The 25535-nt window shown below is 45.9% G+C and carries 20 protein-coding genes; 9 read left to right on the top strand and 11 right to left on the bottom strand.

Annotation, left to right across the window (positions count from 1 at the left end):
- Positions 1-25 precede the first annotated feature (25 nt).
- The 5 genes from ACSSU7_RS04075 to ACSSU7_RS04055 form a co-directional block, all read right to left on the bottom strand.
- Positions 26-1672 carry a cytochrome c3 family protein gene (locus ACSSU7_RS04075; protein ID WP_492517450.1) on the bottom strand — a complete coding sequence of 549 codons (1647 nt, stop codon included), beginning with the start codon at positions 1670-1672 and terminating at the stop codon, positions 26-28.
- A gap of 86 nt (positions 1673-1758) precedes the next feature.
- Positions 1759-2589, bottom strand: a complete 831-nt coding sequence (locus tag ACSSU7_RS04070) for a hypothetical protein (RefSeq protein ID WP_492517449.1) — start codon at positions 2587-2589, stop codon at positions 1759-1761.
- Between the two features lie 12 nt (positions 2590-2601).
- Positions 2602-5076: a cyclic nucleotide-binding domain-containing protein gene (locus ACSSU7_RS04065; RefSeq protein WP_492517448.1), complete on the bottom strand. Its 2475-nt coding sequence runs from the start codon at positions 5074-5076 to the stop codon at positions 2602-2604.
- Between the two features lie 67 nt (positions 5077-5143).
- The gene (locus ACSSU7_RS04060; RefSeq protein WP_492517447.1) at positions 5144-5980 is read right to left on the bottom strand and encodes a sulfite exporter TauE/SafE family protein; all 837 of its coding nucleotides are present in this window, start codon (positions 5978-5980) and stop codon (positions 5144-5146) included.
- A gap of 35 nt (positions 5981-6015) precedes the next feature.
- On the bottom strand, positions 6016-10005 hold the full coding sequence (locus ACSSU7_RS04055) for an EAL domain-containing protein (RefSeq protein WP_492517446.1): 3990 nt from the start codon (positions 10003-10005) through the stop codon (positions 6016-6018).
- A 251-nt stretch (positions 10006-10256) separates the two neighbouring features.
- Between ACSSU7_RS04055 and ACSSU7_RS04050 the strand changes: the two genes are divergently transcribed.
- From ACSSU7_RS04050 to ACSSU7_RS04025, 6 genes are all read left to right on the top strand, one after another.
- On the top strand, positions 10257-10682 hold the full coding sequence (locus ACSSU7_RS04050) for a c-type cytochrome (protein ID WP_135277211.1): 426 nt from the start codon (positions 10257-10259) through the stop codon (positions 10680-10682).
- A 24-nt stretch (positions 10683-10706) separates the two neighbouring features.
- Complete coding sequence (locus ACSSU7_RS04045; RefSeq protein WP_492517445.1) at positions 10707-12080, top strand: cbb3-type cytochrome c oxidase subunit I; 1374 nt, start codon at positions 10707-10709, stop codon at positions 12078-12080.
- A gap of 95 nt (positions 12081-12175) precedes the next feature.
- Positions 12176-12775, top strand: coding sequence for a cytochrome c oxidase subunit 3 family protein (locus ACSSU7_RS04040; protein ID WP_492517444.1), 600 nt, complete (start codon positions 12176-12178; stop codon positions 12773-12775).
- A complete protein-coding gene (locus ACSSU7_RS04035) occupies positions 12775-13041 on the top strand; it encodes a cytochrome C oxidase subunit IV family protein (protein ID WP_492517443.1) in 267 nt (88 codons plus the stop codon). Before ACSSU7_RS04040 ends, ACSSU7_RS04035 begins: the two co-directional genes overlap by 1 nt.
- Before the next feature lie 29 nt (positions 13042-13070).
- Positions 13071-13865 carry a CbbQ/NirQ/NorQ/GpvN family protein gene (locus tag ACSSU7_RS04030; protein WP_492517442.1) on the top strand — a complete coding sequence of 265 codons (795 nt, stop codon included), beginning with the start codon at positions 13071-13073 and terminating at the stop codon, positions 13863-13865.
- On the top strand, positions 13865-15694 hold the full coding sequence (locus ACSSU7_RS04025) for a nitric oxide reductase activation protein NorD (RefSeq protein WP_492517441.1): 1830 nt from the start codon (positions 13865-13867) through the stop codon (positions 15692-15694). Before ACSSU7_RS04030 ends, ACSSU7_RS04025 begins: the two co-directional genes overlap by 1 nt.
- On the opposite strand, the gene ACSSU7_RS04020 is transcribed toward ACSSU7_RS04025, so the two are convergent.
- The 6 genes from ACSSU7_RS04020 to nirK are packed head-to-tail and all read right to left on the bottom strand — an operon-like array spanning position 15691 to position 20791.
- Positions 15691-16374, bottom strand: a complete 684-nt coding sequence (locus tag ACSSU7_RS04020) for a Crp/Fnr family transcriptional regulator (RefSeq protein ID WP_492517440.1) — start codon at positions 16372-16374, stop codon at positions 15691-15693. The two genes, ACSSU7_RS04025 and ACSSU7_RS04020, sit on opposite strands and share 4 nt — an antisense overlap.
- 55 nt (positions 16375-16429) lie before the next feature.
- On the bottom strand, positions 16430-17530 hold the full coding sequence (locus tag ACSSU7_RS04015; protein ID WP_492517439.1) for a DUF8744 domain-containing protein: 1101 nt from the start codon (positions 17528-17530) through the stop codon (positions 16430-16432).
- A 48-nt stretch (positions 17531-17578) separates the two neighbouring features.
- Positions 17579-17950 (bottom strand): metal-sulfur cluster assembly factor, encoded by a 372-nt coding sequence (locus ACSSU7_RS04010; protein WP_492517438.1) that lies wholly within the window; start codon positions 17948-17950, stop codon positions 17579-17581.
- A 6-nt stretch (positions 17951-17956) separates the two neighbouring features.
- Entirely contained in the window at positions 17957-18568 is a 612-nt protein-coding gene (locus ACSSU7_RS04005) for an SCO family protein (RefSeq protein WP_492517437.1), read from the bottom strand.
- Positions 18565-19359, bottom strand: a complete 795-nt coding sequence (locus tag ACSSU7_RS04000; RefSeq protein ID WP_492517436.1) for a formylglycine-generating enzyme family protein — start codon at positions 19357-19359, stop codon at positions 18565-18567. The genes ACSSU7_RS04005 and ACSSU7_RS04000 overlap by 4 nt, the downstream gene beginning before the upstream one ends.
- Entirely contained in the window at positions 19349-20791 is a 1443-nt protein-coding gene (gene nirK, locus ACSSU7_RS03995) for a copper-containing nitrite reductase (protein ID WP_492517435.1), read from the bottom strand. Before nirK ends, ACSSU7_RS04000 begins: the two co-directional genes overlap by 11 nt.
- Before the next feature lie 304 nt (positions 20792-21095).
- Between nirK and ACSSU7_RS03990 the strand changes: the two genes are divergently transcribed.
- The 3 genes from ACSSU7_RS03990 (at position 21096) to ACSSU7_RS03980 (ending at position 25475) form a co-directional block, all read left to right on the top strand.
- Entirely contained in the window at positions 21096-21536 is a 441-nt protein-coding gene (locus tag ACSSU7_RS03990) for an Rrf2 family transcriptional regulator (protein WP_492517434.1), read from the top strand.
- A 147-nt stretch (positions 21537-21683) separates the two neighbouring features.
- Entirely contained in the window at positions 21684-22883 is a 1200-nt protein-coding gene (gene hmpA / locus ACSSU7_RS03985) for an NO-inducible flavohemoprotein (RefSeq protein WP_492517433.1), read from the top strand.
- Positions 22884-23063: 180 nt separating this feature from the next.
- The gene (locus tag ACSSU7_RS03980; protein WP_492517432.1) at positions 23064-25475 is read left to right on the top strand and encodes an EAL domain-containing protein; all 2412 of its coding nucleotides are present in this window, start codon (positions 23064-23066) and stop codon (positions 25473-25475) included.
- Positions 25476-25535: the final 60 nt, after the last annotated feature.

Here is a 25535-nt window from a genome sequence, read left to right as displayed (position 1 = left end):
AAGTTTAAATTTTGTATTTCAACATCTATTGCTGCTTAGCACCGTTAGGTAATGCGTTCAAAATATCAATGTCTTTTGAATCGACCTTGGCGCCGGTAATGAGATCATAACCTTGGTGTGCATTATGGAAGGTATGGCAAGACATACAGCTACTTGCAATACGCTTATGTTTCTGTGTATTGCCTGAATGGCAGAGTAAACATGACTGCCGATCGGGGATCGCAACATCTGCACTGCTGATTGATTCCTCTACCTTGTGGCAACTAGTACATTGCTGTGTTCTATGTGCCGCATGGTTAAACTGGGCTTTGCTGAGCCAATCATTGTTAAGATGCAATGGCATAATGCGCCAAGGTGCTTTTTCACCTGGCTTAGCGGCTTGTACTTCATGACAATATGCACAGCCATTGTTTTTTAGCTGCTCTGAATAGCGGTCGAACTCTTTGGGTGCGTATAGCCTTAAAGCGTTGAACATATTTTGCTCATCGCCGTGCGGTATGGTCAGTTTGTTGTCTTTAGGGCCAATTTGCAGCTCGCTGGTGTGGCAGGTACTGCAGTTGTTTTTGTAAGAGAGTGCCTTAAAGCGCATTTCTTTACCTTCTGCCTGATGGCAGCTGGTACAGGCAAGCTCACGTACATCCCAAATGCCGTTAGGGCCTTGTACTTTTCCAACATGTTGATTGTGCGGGAATTTTAATCCTGAATTTTCTATGAGTTTAGCTTTATCTGCCTGTGGGATGCGCACAACGTCTTTGGCATCTGGTCCGGTTTTAAAGCTCAGTTTGAAATCAGGGTGCTGTTTTTCAAAGTCACGGATATTGGATAGTTTGGTCTCTCGGTCTATGGTTCTGATGGCACCATGACATTTAATGCACATATTGTTATCTTGACGCGCCAGTGGGTGCGGTGCTTTGTGCTCTTGATGGCATTCTGCACAGCGCATACTGCCAATAAAACGGTGTGCGGCTTTTAGTGATCGTTTTTGCAGTTCCGGGTCTGCAATGTGAGGGGCTGTGTCCTGATGGCAGTGGACACAGGCTTGATCTGATACTTTTTTGAGCGGCGCCTGATGGCAGTTAAAGCATTGCGAGCCAAAGTGACGGTGCGCGGTTGAGATACGGCCTGGGCTCCATATACGGTCAAAGCCGAAGGGGAGTGTGGACATGGATGTTTGCAATGGTGGTATTAAGTTTTGCGCGAGCGGCAATAACAGAAATGTCAGGGCAATCAGTGCTGCTAGCCACATGGATAAACGCCATTTGAATTTAAAGGCGTTGGGTAATGGGTCGTGCGTGCGTGCTTTCAGGTCCTGATAGTCATCGGGCAACGGCTGCGTGAGCGTGAGGGATATCGATAAATTCACATCAGGTGGCGCAGGCTCTACATTGAGCTGGTATGGGCCTATCATGATCTGCTTGCCGGGAGAGAGCTTGACGTTTTGCAGCATCGCACCTTCAACCTCAACTTCACCATTCAGGCTGACCACATAAATGTGACCATCTTCTAACTCTTTAATCACAGCGTGATGCATGGCTACGCGCGGGTCAGCAAGGTGAACTGTGCACTCTGCGCCACGGCCAATCATTAACTCGGTTGCGTGGATAGTACGGTAATTGCGTACAGGTAACCCACGCGAGTTAGTGGTGATTTTTATTAACAAACAATTAATCATAAAGAGTTCTATTCATCTGCTTTTGCTTTGCCCAGCATTATTATTTTTATTTCAATGCATTTAGATGGGTAGTGTTAAGTTTGCCATTACCAATATACAAATACTGCAACGATATGTGCGAGCATGGCTACTAACAAACCTACGGTAAACGGCACATGTAAGTATAGCCAGATGCCAAGTCTGGCACGGTACATCAGGTCTTGGCGTGCGCGTCTTACCAATGATTCGCGCCGTACCATAATTGAATATAGCTCGCGATATAGTTTACGTTGTTCTACGGCTAAGTCTTTACCTAGCACTGTAAGCTCTTGCACAGCTTTTGCCGAAGGGCAGTTAGGTTGAAAGCCGCTTAGTTGATCAATTAAGCTTAGGCCAATCGAGGTTTCACGGCACGCACGCAGTACTGTGTTGTTAATTTCATCCGGCATTAGCAGTGCAATCTTACGTGCCAGTTTGTCTGCCTCTGCGATCCTTAACAGCAGGCCATCCAGACTATCTTCGCCCATGTTTTCTGTCATCTTACGTGGGTAAATCATGTAGGTGTAGTTACCAAAGAAGCCGCTGGCAACTACGATGAGCAGTAGGGCGTAGGCTAAGGTGTGAATATTTAGCCCGAAGTTAAAGCCGCTGTGCAAGGTGACAATAAAGGTGAGTGCCGTGCCTAGGTAAATATGGGCAGATAGCCAGCCTTGGGTGGCTCCGGTGCCGCGGTAGCGTCGTTTTCTGATGCCATACCATGTCATCCATAACACCATACACGCAGATATGGACCCTAATGTATAACCTAGCCAGCTACCGCCGTAATGACCGACAGCGGGTTCAAAAAACAAAAATGCAGCTAATGCAATTAAGATAACCACGACCGCTATTTTGAAATAGCGGTAGTTTTTATAGTCGAACATATTGCTTTGTTGCATTAAGCGTTCCCTCTATGCATCATCAAACCCTAGTATGTGGTGCTCGTCCGCGACATTGTTACTTGCATAGCCTAAAAGCTGCTCAGGGTTCACCCGCAAGGCTGCGCCAACCGGGCAGGCGCGTACGCATACTGGTCCATCGGCAATGTCTTTACACATGTCGCACTTAACCGCGACTTTTGTATTGTTGGTAGAGGCAACCTGTTTAGGTTGAATCCCCAATAGCATTTGCCATAAGCTTTGTTCTGGCTGGTCTTGAATCACTGCCATTTGAATCACATCATATGGACAGTTTTGCTGGCAGTTGCCGCAGCCAATGCAGCTATCATCGATATAAACTTCACCATGCGGTGCGCGGTGGATGGCGTCTGGCGGGCAGTCCTTCATGCAGTGGGGGTGTTCACAGTGGCGGCAAGAAGTAGGGACGCGAATGTTGGCGTAGATCGGGCCAGTATCTCGGTCTAGCCGTGTTGCGCCGCCATGGGTATCCGCACATGCCTGCTCGCAATGGTTGCAGCGCACACAGAGTGATTCGTCAATCAATAAAACGTCAGTTGCCTCACCCACACCTTGCTGTATTAAGAAAGAAATCAGGCTGGATTGTGCGGATTGATTTGAAAAACCGCTGCTACTATCTGAAGAGGTTTCTAATTGCTGCCTTTTTTCCTGCTCTTGCAGATGTTGTAAGTAACGTGCGTCTAATGATGAACGCACTTCAGGATTACGTGCGATGATGCCTTGCATACGCGCTACATCAATTAAAATAGCCTCAGTTGCAATCGCTGCGCGTACGGTAGCGTAACGGGGCTCACCAGAGATGAGTGACATTTCACCCACATAATTGCCTGCAGCTACATAAAATAAAACTACCTCGCGGCCAGTCATCATGCGCGAAACGGTGACCGAGCCACGTCGAATCAGGTAAAGCCCGTCTGCTTCATCGCCCTCATGAAACAATTCTTCACCCGCAGCGTATTGCTTGATCACTGCATGTGTTGCTAAGTCGTTGAGGTCGTCCTCACTTAATGAAAGACCAATGCACGCATGTACGATGCGCTTGATTGCGACTTCATCCAGTGTTCTGCGCATTGCCTGCACTGAGTTGATTAGCTTTAATATAACGCGGCGTGGCGTTTCAATCAGCGCACACTGGCTGGTTGCCCTTACCGTTGCAATTCTGCGTCGCCCAGATAGCAGGCCCATTTCGCCAAAAAACTCACCGCTTTTGAACCGGTCATCCGCAATATCGTCTTCATCGATGAACATTTCCAGCTCACCTTCAATCACAAAAAAGAAGGAGGTGCTGTAATCGTTACGTTCAAAGATAATATCGCCGGCAGCTGGCAGTAAAATATTGCTTTCTAAAATCAGCTCTCTTAATTGCAAAGAGTTAAGTAGGCGTAATAAAGGTACGCTACGCTGAATTTTATCCAGCACATCTTCAATGCCGCGGTCTGAACAAAAGCTGGCAAATTTTTCGCGTAGCAGTGCAGTATCTGCAGCTTCAACCGGATTGCCCAGAATATGCTCAATGACTTCATAGCCTTGATTAATACCCTGTTTGATTAATGGATAACCGGCAAGTGCACCAATAATATATAAGCCAGGTACATTAGACTCGTAACGCGGTGTTAGCACGGGTAGGGCGGCTAAGTCAGCGGTAGGGAATGCAACGCCAAAACTTTCCAGCAAAGGCCTAGAGGGCAACGCACCAAGACGTGCAATAATCCTATGGCATGGGATGCGCTCTACACCCTTAGGTGTATCGGCAAATAATGTAATTGGAAACTCGCCTGATGTATTGGCTTCAATGGATTGTGGACGTGTTTCTAATAGCCAGTCTAAGGCACCTCTTTGCCTTGCTTCAGTGAGTTGTGTAAGGTTGCTTTCCTTACAATTACTAAAGTCTTCGGCACGGTTTAATACAATGACCTGATTGCGCCCAGTCAGTGCTAGCGCATTTTCAACCCCGGTATCACCACCACCAATCACAACAATGGTTTCATTTTGGTAAGCTTCTGGGTCATCAAGTTGATACTGGATCTGGGGTAAATCGCCACCAGGGATTTCCAATTTACGTAAGTTGCCTTGTACGCCAATCGCCAAAATGACGTGGTCTGCAACGAATAAGCTGCCGTCACTGAGTTCAACCTTTAAAGCCTCTGGTTTTTTACCCTCTGTATCACGTGTGATTGCAACAACTTTTGAGTTGTATCGAACGTTGATTTTGTAATCTGCAATGACGTTTTCCCACGAGATTAGTACAGACTCACGTAGCGATGCAGCAAATGGCAAGGGGCTGCGCAATGGCAAGCCACGCGGCTCCGCCATCACTAATTTACGGCGTTGATAATTACGTATGGTATTGGCGGCGGCTTCTGATGCCTCTAGTAGCAGATAAGATAGCTTTTGCTCAGACGCACGTGCCGCTGCTGATAAGCCACTGGGACCCGCACCAATAATAATGACGTCAAAGTGATTGCGCATGAAAACGTTAGCAAAAGCGATAATATAAGATATGGATTATATGCCAAAACAGGCGGCAAGATTGACGTTAAAAATTGCAACAAGGCAATAATTGCAAGTTCCAGAGCATTTTCAGGCTTAATGTTGCCAGTAGTAATGCAAAGATTTTTTTAAGCGTGCCAACAGGCAATTTTTGCGTCAGGTTTGCCCCGATGGGCGCGGTAAAGAAGCTGGTGATAGAAATGACTATAACTGCAGGCAAGTTAATAAAGCCATAAGTGTACGGAACTGGGGCTGCATGTGACCAACCGCTTAATAGATAGCCAATACTGCCCGCAATCGATAACGGAAAACCAATCGCCGCTGACGTGCCAATCGCTTTTTTAATATCAACCTTGCGCCAGGTAAGGTAGGGCACGGTAATCGAGCCGCCGCCGATAGAAACAATGGCAGAGATAGAGCCTATGCCAATAGATGCTAGTACGAGCTCAACTCTGTTGATTGAATGGTGTGTGGCTGTGCTGGTGTGCTGGCTGGATTTTGAATTAGAGAACATTTGAATTGCTACATAGCCCATAAAGCAAGCGAAGAATATGGCCAATGCTTTTGAACTAATCATCGACGCAATAAACGTCGCTGAAAAAGTGCCTAACACCACCCCCAACACCATTAGCTTAACCAGTGGCCAAACAACGGCACCATTGGCATGGTGCGCACGCAAGCTGGATAAAGAAGTCACCATGATGCACGCCATGGATGTACCCAAAGCTAAATGTACTACCTGATCGGCAGGCACGTTTTGGCTTAAAAATATAGCAGTTAGCATCGGTACCATTACGCCGCCACCACCAATGCCCAATAGACCAGCGGCTAGGCCAACAAAAGCACCTAGTGCCAAAAAAGTTAGAATCAAATCAAAGTTCATGTGTTGTGCAATATGTTTTAAGGAAGGGGGGGTAGTTATTTATTGGCTAGCAGTTTGGTCACTTCAGCACTAGGAATTGGCTTGCTGAAATAATACCCTTGGATTTCATCGCAGCCATGCTGAATTAAAAAGTTAAGTTGCTCTAGCGTTTCTACGCCTTCTGCAATGGTTTTAAAGCTTAAGCTTTTTGCCATGCTGATAATCGCCGTAATGATAGCTGCATCCTGAGGGTGGCTACCTAACCCGCGTACAAATGATTGATCAATTTTGAGCTTATCGATTTTGAATTTTTTCAAGTAGCTGAGCGAAGAGTAGCCGGTACCAAAATCATCAATAGAAAGTCTGACGCCTAGGGCATTGAGTTGGTTCAGCACATTTAATGTACGTTCTGAATCTTCCATAGCGATCCCTTCAGTCAGCTCTAGCTCTAGCATGCTAGGGTCAACTTTGGTATCCCTTAAAATCTGGCACACACTGCCATAAAGCGTGTCTTGCTGAAACTGAACAACAGACAGATTGACTGCAACTGGCACAGCCTGTAACCCAGCCTCTTGCCAAGTGGCAAGCTGTTTCACCGCAGTGCGTAACACCCAGTCGCCAATTTCGCTGATTAATCCGCTTTCTTCGGCAATCGGGATAAACACAGCAGGGGATACCATGCCTCTTTCTGGGTGCTGCCAGCGTATGAGTGCTTCTAAGCCGACAATCTTGGATGTTTGGCTATCGTACTGTGGCTGATAGTAAAGTAAAAACTCCTCATGTTCTATTGCATTACGCAACTCGTTCTCAAGTAGTAGGATATCGTGTGCCTGCTCATGCATTTGGCGCGCAAAGAATTGAAAATTATTACGGCCTTCATATTTGGCGCGATACAACGCGGCATCTGCTGACTGAGTTAACTGCTCAAAACTTTCGCCATCTTGCGGGTAGGCTGCGATACCGATACTGGCAGTCAGTACGATTTTTTGACCGTTAAAATTAAAGGGCTGGGCAACGATATCCAGTAATTTCTTGGCGACGTGGGCTGCGCCTTCTGCATCCGTATTGGGTAACAGTAAAATAAACTCATCACCACCTTGGCGACATATGGTGTCCTCTGGGCGCATAAAAGCCACAAAACGCTCTGCAAGCTCTTTGATGAGTTGGTCGCCTATCGTTGGCCCCAGCGATTCATTGATCAGTTTAAAGCGATCCAGATCAAGCAACATTAGGGTTGCAACTGACCTCAAGCGTTTGGCTGTAGCGAGGGCGAGTTTTGTTCTGTCGTTTAATAAATTCCTGTTGGGCAGATTGGTGAGAGGGTCAAAGTTACTTAAGAACTGTATGCGCTCCTCAGCCATTTTTCGCTCTGAAATGTCAGTGATAATACCAATATGCTGTGAAACTTTGCCATCAGCGCCTTTAATCGTGCTGATAGAAAGCCATTGTGTATAAGCCTCACCATTTTTACGATGGTTAATGACCTCACCTTGCCAATAACCCATGGTGCCAATGCTATCCCACATTGCACTGTAAAAAGATTCTGCCAAATGACCTGAAGCAAGCATGCGCGGATTTTTGCCGATGGCTTCTTCCGCTTCGTAACCTGTAATTCTAGTAAATGCATTGTTGACTGAAATAATTTTATTGTATTCATCCGTAATGACAATGCCGTCACGGCTGGATTCAAACACCTTAGCATTGATGCGTAATTTTTCTTCAGCAAGCAAACGCTCAGTAATATCAAGCCATGCACCTACAATTTCTATTGGTTGCCCGTTGTCATCACGAGCTAGTGTCAATTGATCTTCAATCCAGATGTAACCGCCATTTGCATGATTAAATCGATATTGATGATTAAGTGAGCCTGTTTTAAATAAGCTGTTCTGAGACTCTAAAACAGCAGTTAAATCTTCGCTGTGTATATGGTTAATCCAAAAGTCATCTTTAAGCCACTCATCTTTAGCGTAGCCTGTGATCTGGTAAATATTTTCACTGATGAAATCAGGGCTAAAAGCACCAGCCGCATTTGGTTTTAGTGTGTAAATCACGGCAGGGCTAAGGTTTACTATCTGATTGATATGCTTGTTAGCGTAATCTAACTCTGACATTAGCTTTTGTTTCTTCTGCTCTCTATCAAAATTGTCGAGTGCAAAACTAATATCACTTGCCATTTCTTGCAGTAGTGCGATGCCCTCATTATCAAAAGCGTTGGTGCTTTCGTGATAAACATTAAGCACGGCAAACGGTTTTTGATCCCGCTGAATCGGAAAGCAGGCCGATGAGCCCCATCCTGAGCGTTTAGCTTTCTCATGCCAAGGGGTGGTGTAGGGGTCCGTTAAAAAGTCGTTAATAATGATGACTTGGTTATTTCTTAGCGCGGTGCCGGTAGGGCCTTGACCCTCAGGGAGGTTGGCATTGGCTGAAACGACTAAGCCATCCATATAGTCGATGCCCTCACCGTGGACTGCTACGGGCAGAATCTGCTGGCTCGCTTGGTTGAGTTGTCCGACCCAAGCCATTTTCATGCCGCCAAAGTTGACTGAGCAGCGGCAAACAATGGAGAATAATTCATGATCATCGCCCATGCGGACAATCGCTTGGTTAACTTCACTTAAGGCTTGATATAGTTGGGTAAGGTGTAGTATCCGACTCTCAGCAAGTTTGCGTTCGGTTAAATCTCTAATAATGGCGAAGTAGTAGTTTTTGTCTAACTTTCTGCAATTTACCTCAGCGGTAAATTGAGACCCATCCCTGCGGCGGTATTGCCATTCACCTTTGGTTGGGTTGTCTGACATAATGTTAGAGCTGAATTCTAAGTGCTCGATAACATTGTTAACTAACACATCTGGTAGCCGCATGTTGAGCAACGCGCCATGCTGATAACCGAGCATGTTGACGGCTGCCACATTGGCCGAAATAAATTGATGCTGATGATTGAGGACTAAAACGCCATCACCCGCTTGATCGAAAAGTTTTTGATAACGATTTTCTGCACGCTGCCTGCTGCTTAATAAAAACCATGCTAAAAATGCAGACAAAATCGTGAGTGTAGAGCCTAAGAGCGCGACTAGCGTTGGTTTACCATAAGGCAATATACGCGCCTCAAAAGCTGGTGTCGTCTGGAATAAAAGTGTCCATTTGGTGCCGCCCACATCTAGCACTCTTGATACCGCTTGGGTCAACACTCTCTGGTTAGAATATTGAGACTCCTTTGGTTCCTGTGCGGATTTGTATAAAAATGATTGTTCATCAGCGTTGCTTCCTTGGTAAATGTTGATGCTGACGTCTGAATCAATTTCACCTTTAAACCCACTCATTAAGTCATTCATGCGGAAGGGAACATCGACCCAGCCTATGATGGCATTACGTCTGGCTTCTAAGCTGGTTAAGGTGGTGTTTTTCTTATAAATGGGCAAGTACATGACAAATGAATGCTGGTTATTTTGACCTGCATCCTGTCCAAGCGTCATGCGTTTAGAGATACGCGGATTGTTTGTATCCCTTGCTTGCTCCAGCGCTTTTAATGCAGTGGGCAAAGTTAATACATCTAACCCTAATACTTTGGCATTAGGTGCATCTAACGGCTCTATCAAGGTGATGGGCGCGTAATATGGGCGCTCTCCCGCAGGCTTTATTTGATAGTTAGTTAAGCCACGTTTTTTTACATCTGTAATATGCGTTGTTTTATGCGCGTCATCTATAAGCTCTACGAGTGCGATACCTCGTACGCCAAACCTATCGCCTAAGTTAAGGGATTTGATATAGGTATGAAATTCATTTGGCTTGACTACATCTGAGCCGTCGATAAACCCTTTAACGCCGCGCATAATGACTAAAATTGCATTAAAGCGCGCTTGAAGATTACTAACAGTGACGTCTGCGGAATCTTCCAGGGCTGAGTTTAACTTTTGTAAATTGTCATTTCTGGCATTCGACCACAACTGATGTGTAATCACAGAGCCAACTAACAAGATACTGCCAGTAAATAGCCACAGAATAGTTTTGTGCAGCGTAGGACTAGTTGGTTTAGTGTTAATTTGCATTTAAATGATTAACTACCAATTGATTATTCTAGGTCAAGTTTACATGAAACACATTCTAGGTGTAATGCATTTTTTATTAGCCTTGAACTAATGTTTGCCATTACCTATGTTATGTCTTATATAAGTATCTTTGGTGTATATTGCATAGGCAGGTTTATCCTAGGCCTAGTTTGAACTTGACCCAAGTCAAGGATAGATGCGTTTCAATACTGTACATTCTCAACGTCATTTACATTAATGGGGAGGACGCAATGGCTACAAGATTTACTAAATCCATGGCGCGTAATATTTTTATGGGGGGATCGCTGTTTTTTTTCCTACTGTTTCTTGCGCTTACGTTTGATACCAATCAAAAGCTACCAAAACGTGATAACAGCCAGAACCTAACAGCTTCGGTTATTCATGGTAAGAAGTTGTGGGAGACCAATAACTGTATCGGTTGCCATACCTTGCTAGGTGAAGGTGCTTATTTCGCACCAGAGCTGGGCAATGTGTACAAACGCCGCGGGCCTGACTTTATTAAAGCATGGATTAAAGGTCAGCCTACTGGCATTCCAGGTAGAAGACAAATGCCGCAGTTTAATTTCACGGATAAAGAGCTGGATGATTTGGTGGATTTTCTGAAATACACTTCAGAAATTAACACTAATAATTGGCCACCAAACATCGAAGGTTAACCGTCACCATTACCAGGAGTTATTATGCAATATCAATCTCAGGCAGTGGCGAAGCCTTATTTTATCGCCGCAATTGCGCTGTTTCTTGGCCAGATTATATTTGGCCTGATTATGGGCTTGCAGTACGTAGTGGGGGATTTTCTATTTCCTGCGATTCCGTTCAACGTAGCACGTATGGTACATACCAATTTGCTCATCGTATGGCTGCTGTTCGGCTTTATGGGGGCAACTTATTACCTGATACCGGAAGAGTCGGAGACCGAGCTGTTTAGTCCCAAGCTGGCAATTATCACGTTTTGGGTGTTTTTAGCTGCAGGTGCTGCAACTGTGCTTGGCTACCTGCTGGTGCCTTATGCGACACTGGCAAAACTCACAGGCAATGATTTGCTGGCAACGATGGGGCGCGAGTTTTTGGAGCAGCCTCTGCCAACCAAGGTGGGTATTGTTTTGGTGGTGCTGTCGTTTATCTTTAATGTCATCATGACCATGCTTAAAGGACGTAAAACCGCAATCAGCCTTGTACTGGTGTTGGGTTTGGTTGGTTTGGCAGTGTTTTTCCTGTTCTCGTTCTACAACCCGCACAATCTGGTAAAAGATAAATACTACTGGTGGTGGGTGGTGCATTTATGGGTAGAGGGTGTATGGGAACTTATCCTTGGTGCGATTCTGGCTTTTGTGCTGATTAAAGTAACAGGGGTTGACCGTGAAGTGGTTGAAAAATGGCTATATGTCATTATCACCATGACACTGATTACCGGCATTATCGGTACTGGTCACCATTACTACTGGATAGGCGCACCAGCCTACTGGCAAGTGTGGGGTAGTGTGTTCTCTGCGTTGGAGCCAATACCGTTCTTCATGCTCACTATCTTTGCGTTCAATATGGTGAATAAACGCCGTCGCGAGCATCCTAATCAGGCTGCAACGTTATGGGCTCTTGGTACCGGTGTGATGTCATTCTTGGGTGCAGGCGTATGGGGTTTTATGCATACACTCGCGCCAGTGAACTACTATACCCATGGTACACAGCTCACGGCAGCGCATGGACACATGGCGTTCTACGGAGCCTATGCAATGGTTGTACTGACCATTATTTCATACGCAATGCCTATACTACGTGGCCGTGCTGCCAACAGTAACAAGGCGCAGGTGGTTGAGATGTGGTCTTTCTGGCTGATGACGGTGGCAATGGTGTTCATCACCTTGTTCCTGACTGCGGCAGGTGTGCTGCAAACATGGCTGCAACGTATCTCTACAACGCCAATGAGCTTTATGGCCACGCAGGACTCAGTCGCAATTTTCTACTGGATGCGTGAAGCTGCGGGTGTAGTGTTCCTGATTGGCTTGATTACTTACATCATTAGTTTCTTTATTAAAGGCGAAGCTAAAGCGAGCTAGTCTCTAGTACTTGTTTGCAATAGTGCAGGGCAAAAGAAGGAGGCTAGCCTCCTTCTTTTGGTTAAACTGGAAAATCTGGCACTTTGGGGTATTGCATGAATACAAATACAGCAGTGGTCAGTGAGAGTGAAAGTTTGCCGGCGGAAGATTTGCCCGGCGATTTTGCCATCTGGATATTTATACTTGCAGAAATGCTGGTGTTTGGCGTGATGTTTATCGTATACGCTTTCGCGCGTGTTCATCAGCTGGAGGTTTTTAATGGATCGCAGCTTACATTGAACCGTGGTTTGGGTACGTTGAATACCATTATCCTGATTACTAGCAGTTATTTTGTTGTACGTTCCGTCGCTGCCATTAAAGTGAATAATGCTCAGCAGTCTGCGCGCTGGCTGCTGGGAGCGATGGTGCTGGGTGCTATGTTTATTGCAGTAAAGCTGTGGGAGTTTAACGAAAAGTTCTCCGCAGGCATCACGCTGGAAACTAATGATTTTTATATGTATTACCTGACGTTGACCTCTTTTCACCTGATGCACGTGCTGATGGGCATGATTATTCTGGGATGCGTCGTGTTTAAATTAAACAAGGGCGACTACACTGCAACTGAGCATTTTGGTGTGGAGACCGGCGCCTCGTTTTGGCACATGGTAGATTTGCTATGGATCGTACTTTTCCCGCTGGTTTATATCATTCACTAATGATGAATAAACCTATCAACCATTTTTCTACACGCATCTGGCTAATACTGGTTGCGCTCACTATCCTGACTTTCTGTATTGGCGAAGAGGTGGCGCAGGGCAAGGCCGTGATGCTGAGTGTGCTGGCGATTGCTTTCATCAAAGGCCAGTTGATTGCTAATTATTTTATGGGGCTGCGCCATGTAAGCTGGCTTTGGCGCGGCATTATTATGGGTTATTTTATGGTAGTGGGCGGCATGATTGCCATTGCTTATTTAACAGCGTAGTTAAAGCAAGCTTGTTACTGAAAGACTTTATGGAAACACAAACAAGTAATACTCCGTTTTATGAACCTAGTGGCGATGAGTGCGAGTTGTTTGAGCGTGCTTGGAAGAATCGTCTGCCGCTGTTAATCAAAGGCCCTACTGGCTGCGGTAAAACACGCTTTGTTGCACATATGGCGGCACGCCTTGGTTTGCCGCTACATACCGTGGCCTGCCATGATGATCTGACTGCTGCTGACTTAGTGGGGCGTCATTTGATTGGTGACGGCGAAACCATCTGGAATGATGGTCCGCTGACGCGCGCTGTGCGTGAAGGCGGCATTTGTTATCTGGATGAAGTGGTAGAGGCACGTAAAGATACCACCGTGGTGTTGCACCCGCTGGCTGATGACAGGCGTATGCTACCGATAGATCGTACTGGTGAGCTATTACAGGCGCCACCTGCGTTCATGCTGGTGGTTTCTTATAATCCAGGCTATCAGAATTTTTTAAAAGGCATGAAGCCTTCAACACGGCAGCGCTTTGTATCGCTGACGTTTGATTTCCCGACCGCAGCACAGGAAGAAACGATATTGGTGGGTGAAACTGGTATTGATAGCATGACTGCAAAACGGCTGGTTTCCATCGCCGGCGCATTTCGTGCTTTGCGTGATCACGATTTGGAAGAGGTGGCCAGTACACGTCTGCTGGTGTATGCGGCAACCCTGATTAAAGATGGCTATGACCCTGTACGTGCTTGCCGTGCAGCATTGGTAGAAACTTTAACCGATGATACGGAAACTGCAGTTGCTTTGAGCGAGGTGGTGAGCGCCACCTTTGGGCGTTAATGGAGGAGTACGTAGGAGAGCTGTGGGATCGCCTGATTACCGGGGCGGCAGAGAAGCGTCATACTGCAGCGACCGTTAAGCTGGATGATATTGCAAAATCAGCTGCGATATTTTTCAGGGCGCTGGGTGGTGACCCTGGGTTGGGTATTTCAGCTTCTCCTGCAGTACGTCACGGTGCGCGTAGACGCCTGCTACAGCGCATGGCCGGCAGCGGTGAAAAAGTAGAGTTAAGCTGGCGCGATGGCGAGGTGCTGAGGCTGCCATCGCAGATAGACTTGTTTGCCGAGTATGCGCTAAACCGTGACCTTTATTTCTGGCTGGTGGCATTGGCGGCGGTAGATACCGATAATAATCAGCCATGGATAGTTAGAAATCAGCAGGCAACGCAAAGCACCTTGCAACGCTTTCCCGGCTTACAGAGCCGCTACACTCGGTTAGTCGATGCTTTGCTTGCTACGCGTATTCCACTGCATAAGTTGCCGGCAGATGAAGCTGCGCAGGAACATGCTATCCGTCAGGCATTGCAGCAGCCAGGTAGCGTGAATGAGATTACACTAGCCAAGCGCCCGTTTCAGCCTGTGCCATTGTGGCCGCATCCTAACCCACCCGTTAATGGTGAATCAACTGCCGCGAGTGCTGGCTCCCCTGAGCAAGCTGGTAGCGCCACGCAGAAAAAAAATAGGCGCAAACATCTGGCACAGCGTACCGATGTCAAGGAAGATAAAAACGGCTTTTTGATGATGTTTCGCGCCGAGAGCCTGTTTTCATGGTCTGAGTTCGTGAAGGTTAATCGCCCGCAGGATGAAGAGGATGATGCAGAAACCGCGCAACTGGCGGCTGAAGATATGGACAGCCTGACCATCGCCCGTAATGGCAAAGCCAGCGCCGCTAATGTTAGGTTTGATCTGGATTTACCTGCCGGTGCCGCGGATGATACGCTGCTGGGTGAGGGGGTATTATTGCCAGAGTGGAATTGGAAAAAACAGGTATTACAGCCGGACTATTGCAGCTTGCAGCAGTTAATTGCCACTGATGCTAAACCATGCGAACTGCCACATGCTTTAAAGCGCACAGCGCACCATTTGCGTCGGCAGTTTCAGGCGCTAACGCCAACCAGACACTGGCTTAAAGGTCAGCAGGATGGTGAGGAGCTAGACCTAGATGCTTGGGTGCAGCTTGCTTCTGAAAGAAATAGCACCATGCCAACCTCTGAGCATGGGCTTTACCGCACGCAGGTTAATCAGGAGCGTGATCTGGCGTGCTTGCTGCTGGCAGATTTGTCACTGTCTACCGATGCTTATGTTTCCAACCACGCGCGCGTGATTGATGTGATTCGCGATAGTCTGTTACTGTTTTCAGAAGCGCTGACCGCAACCGGCGATAGTTTTGCGCTGTATGGATTTTCTTCCCTCAAGCGCAGCCACGTGCGTTTTCATTACATTAAAGGCTTTGAAGAGAAATACAGTGGCCAAGTGCGAGGTCGTATTACAGCAATTAAACCCGGCTACTATACGCGCATGGGGGCGGCCATACGGCAGGCAAGTAGCTTACTGGTACAGCAGAAAAAGCGGCAGCGGCTACTATTGATACTGACGGATGGTAAGCCCAATGATCTGGACCAGTATGAGGGACGTTATGGGATTGAGGATACACGTGTGGCACTGATAGAAGCGAGAAGGTTAGGGTTGCGCCCTTTCTGTGTCACGATTGATACCGAAGCTAGTGATTATCTGCCGCATTTGTTTGGTGCTGGCGGTTATGTGGTAATTCGCAACCCTGAAGACCTGCCTAAAGAGCTGCCGCTGCTTTACGCACAAATGACTCGTTAACTGCCTAAGTCGTAACTGCGGAGTTTTTTAACATCAATAATCATTACGTCTTTACCGTTCACCTCAATCAAACCTAGCTGCTGTAACTTTGCCATAGTGCGCGATAAGGTTTCCGGGGTCAGGTTGAGCAGTGACGCGATGGTGGTTTTGCTCGCCGGCAGCGTGATGTTGCTGGCATCGATGGCGTCAGCACTAATCTGTAATAAGTAGCCGATAAAGCGTTGTGTACACGACTGCAACGATAGCATTTCAATATCCTGTACTAGTTGGTGCATTCTGACGGAGAGCCCCGCCAGCATTTTGCGCGCAAACATGGTGTCATTATCTAGCATGGAAAATATCAGGCTTTTAGGGACTAGCAGCACTTGTGAATCCAATATCGCTTGCGCATATACCGGGAACTGACGCTCTAAGAATAAAATAGCCTCACCAAAGCTGTCCCCCGGGGAAACAATGCTGATGATTTTTTCACTGCCTTGCGGTGAGGTGACCCCTAGCTTTAACTGACCATTCAGTAAAATATACAAGCCGACAGCGGCTTCCCCACGGTTAAAAACGGAAGTACCTTTAGGAAAATCAATCAACTGGGAATGTTCTGCAATTTGGGTGATTTGTTCAGCATTGAGTTCTTTGAACATAAAGAACTCTGACAAAGTTTGGGAAATGAACAGCTTATTCATCTGCGAACCTTTTTAACTGGTGGGTCTGGATTATGCAGTTATTTTGCAGATACGCCTACTTTTTATTGCGCGGGTTATGGCCCACTTTATTGTATAGGACTGCAGCGGATAAAATCAGTATAAATAGGGTGATTGCTGCGATATGCAACAGCCCGCCAGCTTTACGCAGGTTGGATAGATATAGAAAATCACCGCTTACTCTTGCTAGCAATGATATATGCAGCAGAGCTAACGGCAGATAGAAGCTTGCATGGTAAGGGATTTTTACTTTGGTAATGGCTGGAAAGATAATCGGTGCATGGCCGAATATCATGGAAAATACAAAACCTATAAAAATGCTGTGGCTAAATGCATCGTAACTAGCGCCAGGGCTCAGCACAGGAAAGCTCAGGCCGATAATGCCCGCAGTTAACAGCCATGCATAGCCGCTGCACAAGGCGATTGCAATATAGCGTGTTAACCCCTGTTGCCGGATGGTATGGCGCACAATGTCATTACGTATCAGCCACAGTGTCATCACAATCAGTGCCACTGACAGTAATTGAAAGTTAGGCCACGCGCTGCTTGTAGCACTTATCGCGCCTGCAAAAAATAATAGTAGTGCACATATAAACAGTAATTTGCTGCCTAGAGTAGGGCGCAAAAATCTAGATAACTCCAGCCGCTCAGCGACGATGGTAATAATTAAAAATCCCATCCACCAAGGCATAATGCGTGCAATGCTAAGCCCAGTCAGCCAAAGATAACAGCCTATACCCCAGCATATGGCGGCGAGCAGTAACGTAAGAGTAAATAACTCACGCTGCTTAAAAAATATTTTGATAGAAACTATGCATAGCAGCGCACTAGCGATAAAAATCAGCGTAAGCGCGATAGAGTAGTTTGTGTCGGCTAGCAGAAGTATTGCACCGATAGCCGCGTTTAACGGTGCAAGGTAAGCCCAGCGCTCGCCGATTGCTACGGCTCGTTCCAAGCAGATGACTGTACCTAAAAAACCGCACACCATGAGCGGCGCATGCAGCGTTAATGATGAGTGTTCTGCTAGCGGAAAGCTCCAACCCAAGCGGATAAGCCCGAGATACATGCCGCAAAGCAGGCTGATGACTCCTGCAATCAACATGGGGATACGGTAGCGCACTGCGAGGTTGGTTTTCATAAAGAGATAATATCAGCAGGCGGATTGCAACTGTTGTAGTAAAGCCGTTTAGCCCCAGCCCAGCCGCTGTTTTGCCTGCTCGCTCATCATTGCTGGTTCCCACGCTGGCTCCCAAACCAAATCCAGCTCCAGCTCGTTATTGTCGGTCAGCACTTGGCTTACAGCGTCGTGAATATTTTCAATCACCATTTCTGACATTGGGCATGCTTGAGAGGTCATGCTGAAAGTGACTTTGGCAATATTGTTTTGGATTTGAATGCCATAAATCAGGCCAAGGTCGATCAGGTTTTCGCCGATTTCAGGGTCGATTACCGATTGCAGCGCGGTGTAGATGCGCTGTTCATCCTTATTTAGTTGCTTAAAGTTCAGCTGATCAAAGTTGAGTTGCTTAAAGCTGAGTTGATTAAAGTTTAGTGTCATTAGTATTTACTTTAATAATGCTTTGACCGCATCAGATGCACCATTCATGTTTTTATTCATGGCGTCTGCCTGATATTTAACCACGCCGTCCTTATCCAGAATGAAAATGGTTGCATCATGCTCATAATCGCCAGATTCTACTTTTTTGTATTTAACGCCAAGCGTAACCGCCAGTTTGCGTATTGAGCTAGCATTGCCTTGCGCTAAGGTCCAAGACTGATTAGTGATGCCATGTAGCTTGGCAAACTCTGATAGTTTGGCTGGGGTGTCGCGCTCAGGATCTAGCGAGAATAAAGCAAAGTTAACGTTGGCGGCCTTTGCGGCGCCTAGCGAGCGTTCTATGCGCTTGATATTTTGCACGGTAAGTGGGCATACGTACTGGCATGATGTGTAAACCATCGCTATCACGGTTGGCTTGCCGCCTAATGCACCAAGCTGAAAAGTGTTGCCATTTGCTGCAGTCCAATTATCGGTGATATTGAATATTGAGTCAGTGCTAGGAGCTGAGGCTGCAGATTGCTGCGGGTGATGCTCATGCTCATGATCGTCGGCGAATGCTGGAGAGTTGCAAGCCAGTATGAATGACAACAGGAGTTTATGCTTTAGCTTTATTTTCATTTTGCATCCTTTGCGCAACGGAATCCTAAGTTTTTACCTGTAAAGTTGCCCTTCAGGCTTTCACGGTACGAGTACCTCATAAACGCAGCATAATCATCAAGATTGCTAGCACTTAGGCTACCGCTTCCACAAAACTGTGTTTTGTCGCCAGAGTTTCTAGAGTCAGGTGGAGCCATGTAGCTATTAAAGTCCGCAGTCCATTCCCAAATCAGACCTGCTAGGTCAAATACACCAAACCCATTGGATGGCTGGCTTTTAACGGCCAATAGCGCTCTATTGGGAACAGAGTACCAGCGAATAATCTGTTTCTGCAGATTTTCTTTATCTCTGTCAATATCGTTGAGGGTGTATTCCCACTCGTCGGTTGATGGCAGGCGTTTGTCCCGTGCCTCGCAGTATGCCACTGCCGCAAACCATGACACATTGACTACCGGCGCATCTAGGTTTACTTTATTTAGGTCTGCCGTATTGGCAGCACCTTGAGTGCTTTTCCAGTGATCCAGATAATGTGAATCAGAGAATATCTTTTTGATATTGGTTGGGTGCCAGTCTGGATGTTGGCTCACAAACGCCTGAAATTGGAGATTGGTAACAGGGGCGGCGTCCATCCAGAATGCGTCAATCTTAATTTTGGTTGCCGTGCTGTTATTAACTAGTTCTTTCTTCAAAAAGAAAGGGGAGTAGTTTCCCTGCGGAATCATCACCATCTCTTCTGCTAATACTGCCGCCCCATAAATAAGGACGGCAGGTAGTGCTAGCAGGGAGACGAGTTTTGATTTGTTACTCAACATGTTTTACAGGCGCTACACGGTGCAGTTTCACTTCTTCTGGGGTGACTTCATCACCGTTATTGCCCCAGTTGCTGTAAATGTAAGTGAGCACATTAGCAACTTCTTCATCGCTAAGGGTCCATGCAGGCATGACGCCATTATATTCATTGCCGTTCACAATCAGCTTGCCCTGCAAGCCGCCAGTAACTGCCTTGATGGTGGGCGCTTTGCCGTTAAGCAAGTAATCTGATTTTGCTAGGGGAGGGAATGCCTGCGGTACGCCTACGCCGGTAGTTTGGTGGCAAGCTGCACAGTTATTGTTGTAGATAGATTCACCTAGTTTGATGCGGTCAGTCTTGGTTTTGGCACTAGGCACCTGTGCTTGGGTTCTTTCGGCATTTCTCATGCTGGTGCCTTCAGGCAGGTATACCTCATCAGTCATTTTGCCTGAGTAGATGGTTTTTTCTTCATCACCAGATACCTTCAGCATGCCTAGCGCACCTTTGTTAAATGCTCTGGTGAGTGAGTGGTCTACCATAATGTAGGTGCCAGGGACATTTACTTTAAACTCCATGTAGGCTGCACCGCCTGCTGGAATCATCGTAGTCTGTATGTTTTTGGCAGGGCTGGCAGTGTTGCCTTCATGGTTAACTTTATCAAATATCTCGCCAATCACGTGGAAAGATGAGGTTAGGTTAGGGCCGCCAACACCGACAAACAGTCGCACGGTCTCGCCTTTTTTCGCTTTCAGTGCATTGTCGCCAGTGAGTGCGCCGGCTGCACCGTTAAACACCACATATTCAGGTTTTTCATCAATCGCTTTAGCCATGCTGAAAGCCTGTAAGCCTTGTTCACCGTTTTTTCCCTGGGTGTAAAAATCACCCTGCATCACATAAAACTCATGGTCAACTTTAGCCATACCTGCTTTAGGTTCCACTAAAATCAGGCCATACATGCCGTTAGCTACGTGCATTGCCACTGGTGCGGTAGCGCAGTGGTATACATAAAGTCCAGGGTTCAGCGCCTTAAACGAAAACACAGAGCTGTGTCCAGGCGCTGTCAGTGACGCTGCCGCACCGCCACCAGGGCCTGTTACCGCGTGCAGGTCAATATTGTGCGGCATTTTATTATCTGGGTGATTGTTTAGGTGAAACTCAACATCATCCCCTTCGCGGATGCGGATAAACTTACCTGGTACTTTGCCGCCAAAAGTCCAGAACGTGTAGGTAACACCATCGGCAAGGCGGCCTTCTAGCTCTTTAACCTCAAGATTGACGATAACTTTAGTTGCATGTTTTCTGGTGATGCGTGGAGGTACGACGGGTGCATCAGTCAGCACTGCAGCTTCCTGGCCAATCACTTTATCGCTGTTGGATTTGGCAGCAGTTGCTGCTTCAGTTAGGTTGGCTATACAAAGCGCAGCGCCCAGTACTAAAAGTGGTATCTTTTTCATGATTTTCTCTTTCTCCCAGTATTTACTGCATTCAATTAAAAACATATGAGCGGAATAAATGAATGAATATACTCTGCATGTCATACCATGTTAGTTAATTTACTTTGAATATAAATTGATGCATATCAATTAGTAAAAAGATATTATTTTCAGCGATTGGCAATTAATAATCATTGCGCTGTAATTGGTTGTTATCGTAATTAGGCTTGTTCTTGTTGTGCGGCTTATAAAATTTTTAAACGGTTATCTTAAATCAATTATATGTTGCATATTATATACAACATATATAATATGAATCTCAACTATGCAAATTACCAAATTTACTGATCTTAGCTTAAGAGTTTTAATGTATCTCACGCAAGAGGTGGGTAGTTCCATTGTCACGATTAATGAGATTGCGCAACAGTTTAATGTGCCCAGAAATCATTTGATTAAAGTGGTAACAAGATTAAACAAGTTAAAGTGGGTTACTGCCACACGCGGGCGTAGTGGTGGCTTAAGGCTCGGTGTAGAGCCGTCTGCGCTGAGGCTGGGAGATATATTAAGAGAGCTGGAGAATAAAACCTCATTAATAAATTGCAGTGAGCCGCCCTGTGTTTTGAGCGGCCAGTGTAATTTAAAAGAGATTTTAGACCGCGGCTTACATAGCTTCTATGAGGAAATGAACAAATACACTTTACAGGGTATTGTGGACTCTAAAACACAGCAGGCAGTAATTAAATTACATCAACGTTTTGTTGCCTAGGCCCAGTTAATCAAATTAATACAACCAAGTTAATGTTGATGATTGCTTAGTTTTTAATTGTAGGTAAGTTTTATCAAGCACTCTCGCGAGTGTTTTTTTAGATCATAAATGTAGCATTTTAAATGCAACTTAAAATAAGGAGATGTCATGTTATCAAGATCAGCAAAACCCTATATCGATGCCAGTGTGCCGGTACTTAGGCAACATGGGTTGGCCATTACTACACTTTTTTATAAAAACATGTTCGAGTCACATCCTGAACTTAAAAACCTTTTTAATATGGGTAATCAAGCCAATGGCTCACAGCAGCAATCATTGGCGGCGGCCGTCTTTGCCTATGCCGCCAATATTGATAATAGCGCTGCCTTGGCGCCAGTGATTGAGCGCATCGTGCATAAGCATGTGTCGGTTGGTATTAAGGCAGAGCATTATCCTATTGTAGGCAGCAATTTAATTGGTGCCATTAAAGGCGTGCTTGGTGATGCGGCAACCCCTGAGCTATTAGCTGCTTGGGAGGAGGCGTATGGTCTTTTGGCCGATGCACTGATTGATGCCGAGGCCAGGTTATACCAGCAGAATAATCAGCAGCCAGATGAGTGGCTTAAAGTGAAGGTGCTAGATAAGCAACATCAATCAGATGATGTGGTGACATTTACCTTGCAGGCAGATGGCTGGAAAGTGTTGCCTAAGTTTAAACCAGGTCAATATATCAGCGTGGCCGTGCATATTGAAGAGTTGGGTTTAAGGCAGATAAGGCAATACAGCTTGTCTGATGCTAATCAAGATAACACTTACAGAATTACTGTGAAACGCGAAAAAGGGGATGAATATAAGCCGCGTGGCAATGTCTCTAACTGGTTGCATCAGCATGTAAGGGTGGGTAGCGTGGTGGACATCAGCTATCCATGTGGAAACTTTACGCCTGATGTACTAGGCCAGCAGCCAATTGGTTTAATTTCTGCCGGCGTTGGTATTACCCCGATGATTTCCATGGTGAAAGAGATTTCTATCAATAACCCGACTAGAAAAGTTTTATTTGCACATGCGGCCAGAAGCCGTAGCAGCATCGCGCATTTGGATGAGATTCAGCAAGCAAAGCATGAGTTAAATAACCTCAATGCGATTTTCTTTTTGAATGAATCAAAAAAACAACATGCAGATGAACTAGAAGGGCGCATGGATTTGTCAGGACATATCTCCACTGAGTTTAAAGATGGCATCTATTACATCTGTGGGCCGCAGTCATTTATGGATGATCAGCGCGACGCTTTGCTAGAGCTAGGTGTTAACCCCAATATGATCCATAGAGAAGTGTTTGGCCCAGAAAGTCTTAACCACATCATTTAATGGTGCGTTGATGCATTAATTCGGTGAGCTTTTAAAAAAACGCTTGCCGATTTTCATTGATTATTCAAATAAACCGTTAACTTCGTTGATTAAACTTTTGATCTGTACGTCGCTAATGTCGGCATATTTATTGCTTGGATGTTCTTGGGCTATTTTATAATAGAAAAGAAAAAACAGCATATGAAGTTATATTTAAATACATCAGGTCAGACTTTTGATTTTGCCAATCTTGATCTAATTCATACACACAATCCAGAAAAGTCTGTTTTTATTTTTGACTTTGATGATGAAAGGTCATTGACGTACACCCTCAATCAGTTGGCGGAGAAGCTACCAGAACAGTTGCTTGAAAACTCCTACGTGATGATCGCAAAAGATGCTAATCCAACGGATCCCGCAGAAACGATGTCAAGCATTGTCCCATTCAATATTTTTTATACTAGACGTCTGCACTCATGGTTACTAGATGACATTAGCCTGCATGTGCAAATATATTTCCAGCCTATTGTTGATTTCACCCAGAACGGGAAAATTTTTGCCTACGAGGCACTGTGCCGCATAAAGAACCCCTCTGGGGAACTGTTGAATGGTGAGGAGTCATTTAAGTTGGCGAGCCAGCTTAAATGTAGCGAAGAGCTAGATATTGCTTGCCAGCAAAATGCATTGGTTGGTAAAGCAAATTTAATTGCACCAGGTACACCTATTTTCATTAATGTGCTGCCACAAACCATTATGAAAAAGCGCTGGCTGACATTAATGATGGAAGCGCTAAGCAAATATGGCATTGAGCAACGTGAAATTGTGATTGAAATTGTTGAAAGTGAAAAAGTATCTCCCGAGCTTTTATCCGAGTGTTGTGATGAGATTCGTGCTCATGGCCTTCGTATCGCACTTGATGACATGGGCTCAGGCTTTAATGGTTTGCGTACACTGGCCGCTGTTCGTGCAGACTATATCAAAATTGACAGGGCGATTGTTCATGAAGCACAAGGCAGTCGCGTGCGTACAGTGTTATTGGAGGCCATTATCTCAATGGCGCAAAGACTAGGCTGTACAGTTGTGGCAGAGGGTTTAGAGCGCGTAGAGGACATTAACTTTTGCCTAGACCTTGGGCTTGCTTATGCGCAGGGTTACTATTTTGCAAAACCAGAAAGTAAACCTACTCAGTCAGTGGCAGCGTTGCCTAAGCAGGATGACGCACATCGTTCTCATATTCCAGATGAGTTCAGGATTGGTGAGTTTGTGATGCGCGGGTTAACGATAGAGGTCAACACTTCAATTGAAAAGGCGCGAGAAATTTTCCGGGAAAATCCGGATACTGAAATTGCTGTGGTGTTGGATAATTTGCGACCTATCGGTTTGCTCAAGAGGGGTAAAGTATTTACCCAGCGTAGTAGTTCATTGGGTGCCTATTGCGATGCATTACCAAAAATGATTACCAGTCGCACGCCTTCATCATTATTAGCGCGAGGGCTCTACCTAGAGCGCGGAGATGCCGAGCCTTGGATTATGGTGGGCGATGATGGTGTCTACATCGGCATTCTACGGCCGCTAGAAATTATGGCGCAGTTGATCAGTCGTAAGATGAGTACTGGCAGTCTACACCCACTTAGTCAGCTAACCACAGGGCCAACATTACGGCAATCGCTGGATGTCAGCATACGCAATAACCCCAACACAGTATTAGTCTATATTGATCTTGATCACTTTAAAGCCTACAACGACAGGTATGGGTTTATACGTGGCGATGCCATGATTCGCCTATTGTCAGAAATTGTCCGGCAAGAGTTTCTTGGCGCTACAGGGACGTTGGTCGGTCACATTGGGGGCGATGACTTTGTGTTGATTCTCGATCATATCAACACAAAGCTTGAAGACAAGTTGCTGGATGTGATCTACCATTTCCAAGACCTCGCCAGCCATTTATATGACACATCAGACCTAGAGCGTGGATTTTTTACTACTGAGGATGGTAGCGAGCATCCAGTTGCAAGCATCTCAATCGCCGTCGTTAATGGTAGCCAAGGCGCACTATCCAATAGTGTAGCTGCTGCAGAGCGTGCGGCTTACCTGAAAAAGATAGGTAAATCCAACATAGGTAGCATCATTGTCGTGGAGGATGTTACGCCTAGACTGGTAGTGCCAGAACATGAGGTACATTCCGATTGGCAGGCTCGTGCACTAGAGGCGTTGGAATCCTTACTTCAATATCGTCGTTCGGAAGATTCGCATTGTATGGATAGCTGTTTCACTGACTATCCGTTTTTTGAGGTGGTGTTTGAGCTTAACGCTAACGGGATGCAGAGATATCCAAATTGGATTAATCCAAACATGTACGGCAAAATTAAAGCGGGTGGTGCAGGGGTTGATCGTAGCCCGCAAGCTTATTACCACGAAGCGCATGACGCACTTAAGCCGTATATCTCTAACATTTACCTATCAACAGCGACTGAAGATTTTTGTTTGACGGTATCGTTGCCTATTCTAAATCAGGTAGGGGGGCTGGAATCAATACTCGTTGCCGACATCAGTATTGCTGCAATGGCGATGCTGAGTGGCGCGAGCAGCGAACTGTCGAAGAAGGTTGCCTAATCCGGGAAGTGGCTAGTGAAGGGGCATTTAGTGCTGCATTATGCACATTATTTGTGCCTG

The sequence above is a fragment of the Methylotenera sp. E1MeOHC1 genome (assembly GCF_058745595.1).
This window is presented reverse-complemented; position numbering and strand designations above follow the sequence as displayed.

Coding starts and splice junctions, on each gene's coding strand:
- ACSSU7_RS04075 (WP_492517450.1), bottom strand. CDS start 1,672: ATGATTAATTGTTTGTTAATAAAAATCACCACTAACTCGCGTGGGTTA.
- ACSSU7_RS04070 (WP_492517449.1), bottom strand. CDS start 2,589: ATGCAACAAAGCAATATGTTCGACTATAAAAACTACCGCTATTTCAAA.
- ACSSU7_RS04065 (WP_492517448.1), bottom strand. CDS start 5,076: ATGCGCAATCACTTTGACGTCATTATTATTGGTGCGGGTCCCAGTGGC.
- ACSSU7_RS04060 (WP_492517447.1), bottom strand. CDS start 5,980: ATGAACTTTGATTTGATTCTAACTTTTTTGGCACTAGGTGCTTTTGTT.
- ACSSU7_RS04055 (WP_492517446.1), bottom strand. CDS start 10,005: ATGCAAATTAACACTAAACCAACTAGTCCTACGCTGCACAAAACTATT.
- ACSSU7_RS04050 (WP_135277211.1), top strand. CDS start 10,257: ATGGCTACAAGATTTACTAAATCCATGGCGCGTAATATTTTTATGGGG.
- ACSSU7_RS04045 (WP_492517445.1), top strand. CDS start 10,707: ATGCAATATCAATCTCAGGCAGTGGCGAAGCCTTATTTTATCGCCGCA.
- ACSSU7_RS04040 (WP_492517444.1), top strand. CDS start 12,176: ATGAATACAAATACAGCAGTGGTCAGTGAGAGTGAAAGTTTGCCGGCG.
- ACSSU7_RS04035 (WP_492517443.1), top strand. CDS start 12,775: ATGATGAATAAACCTATCAACCATTTTTCTACACGCATCTGGCTAATA.
- ACSSU7_RS04030 (WP_492517442.1), top strand. CDS start 13,071: ATGGAAACACAAACAAGTAATACTCCGTTTTATGAACCTAGTGGCGAT.
- ACSSU7_RS04025 (WP_492517441.1), top strand. CDS start 13,865: ATGGAGGAGTACGTAGGAGAGCTGTGGGATCGCCTGATTACCGGGGCG.
- ACSSU7_RS04020 (WP_492517440.1), bottom strand. CDS start 16,374: ATGAATAAGCTGTTCATTTCCCAAACTTTGTCAGAGTTCTTTATGTTC.
- ACSSU7_RS04015 (WP_492517439.1), bottom strand. CDS start 17,530: ATGAAAACCAACCTCGCAGTGCGCTACCGTATCCCCATGTTGATTGCA.
- ACSSU7_RS04010 (WP_492517438.1), bottom strand. CDS start 17,950: ATGACACTAAACTTTAATCAACTCAGCTTTAAGCAACTCAACTTTGAT.
- ACSSU7_RS04005 (WP_492517437.1), bottom strand. CDS start 18,568: ATGAAAATAAAGCTAAAGCATAAACTCCTGTTGTCATTCATACTGGCT.
- ACSSU7_RS04000 (WP_492517436.1), bottom strand. CDS start 19,359: ATGTTGAGTAACAAATCAAAACTCGTCTCCCTGCTAGCACTACCTGCC.
- nirK (WP_492517435.1), bottom strand. CDS start 20,791: ATGAAAAAGATACCACTTTTAGTACTGGGCGCTGCGCTTTGTATAGCC.
- ACSSU7_RS03990 (WP_492517434.1), top strand. CDS start 21,096: ATGCAAATTACCAAATTTACTGATCTTAGCTTAAGAGTTTTAATGTAT.
- hmpA (WP_492517433.1), top strand. CDS start 21,684: ATGTTATCAAGATCAGCAAAACCCTATATCGATGCCAGTGTGCCGGTA.
- ACSSU7_RS03980 (WP_492517432.1), top strand. CDS start 23,064: ATGAAGTTATATTTAAATACATCAGGTCAGACTTTTGATTTTGCCAAT.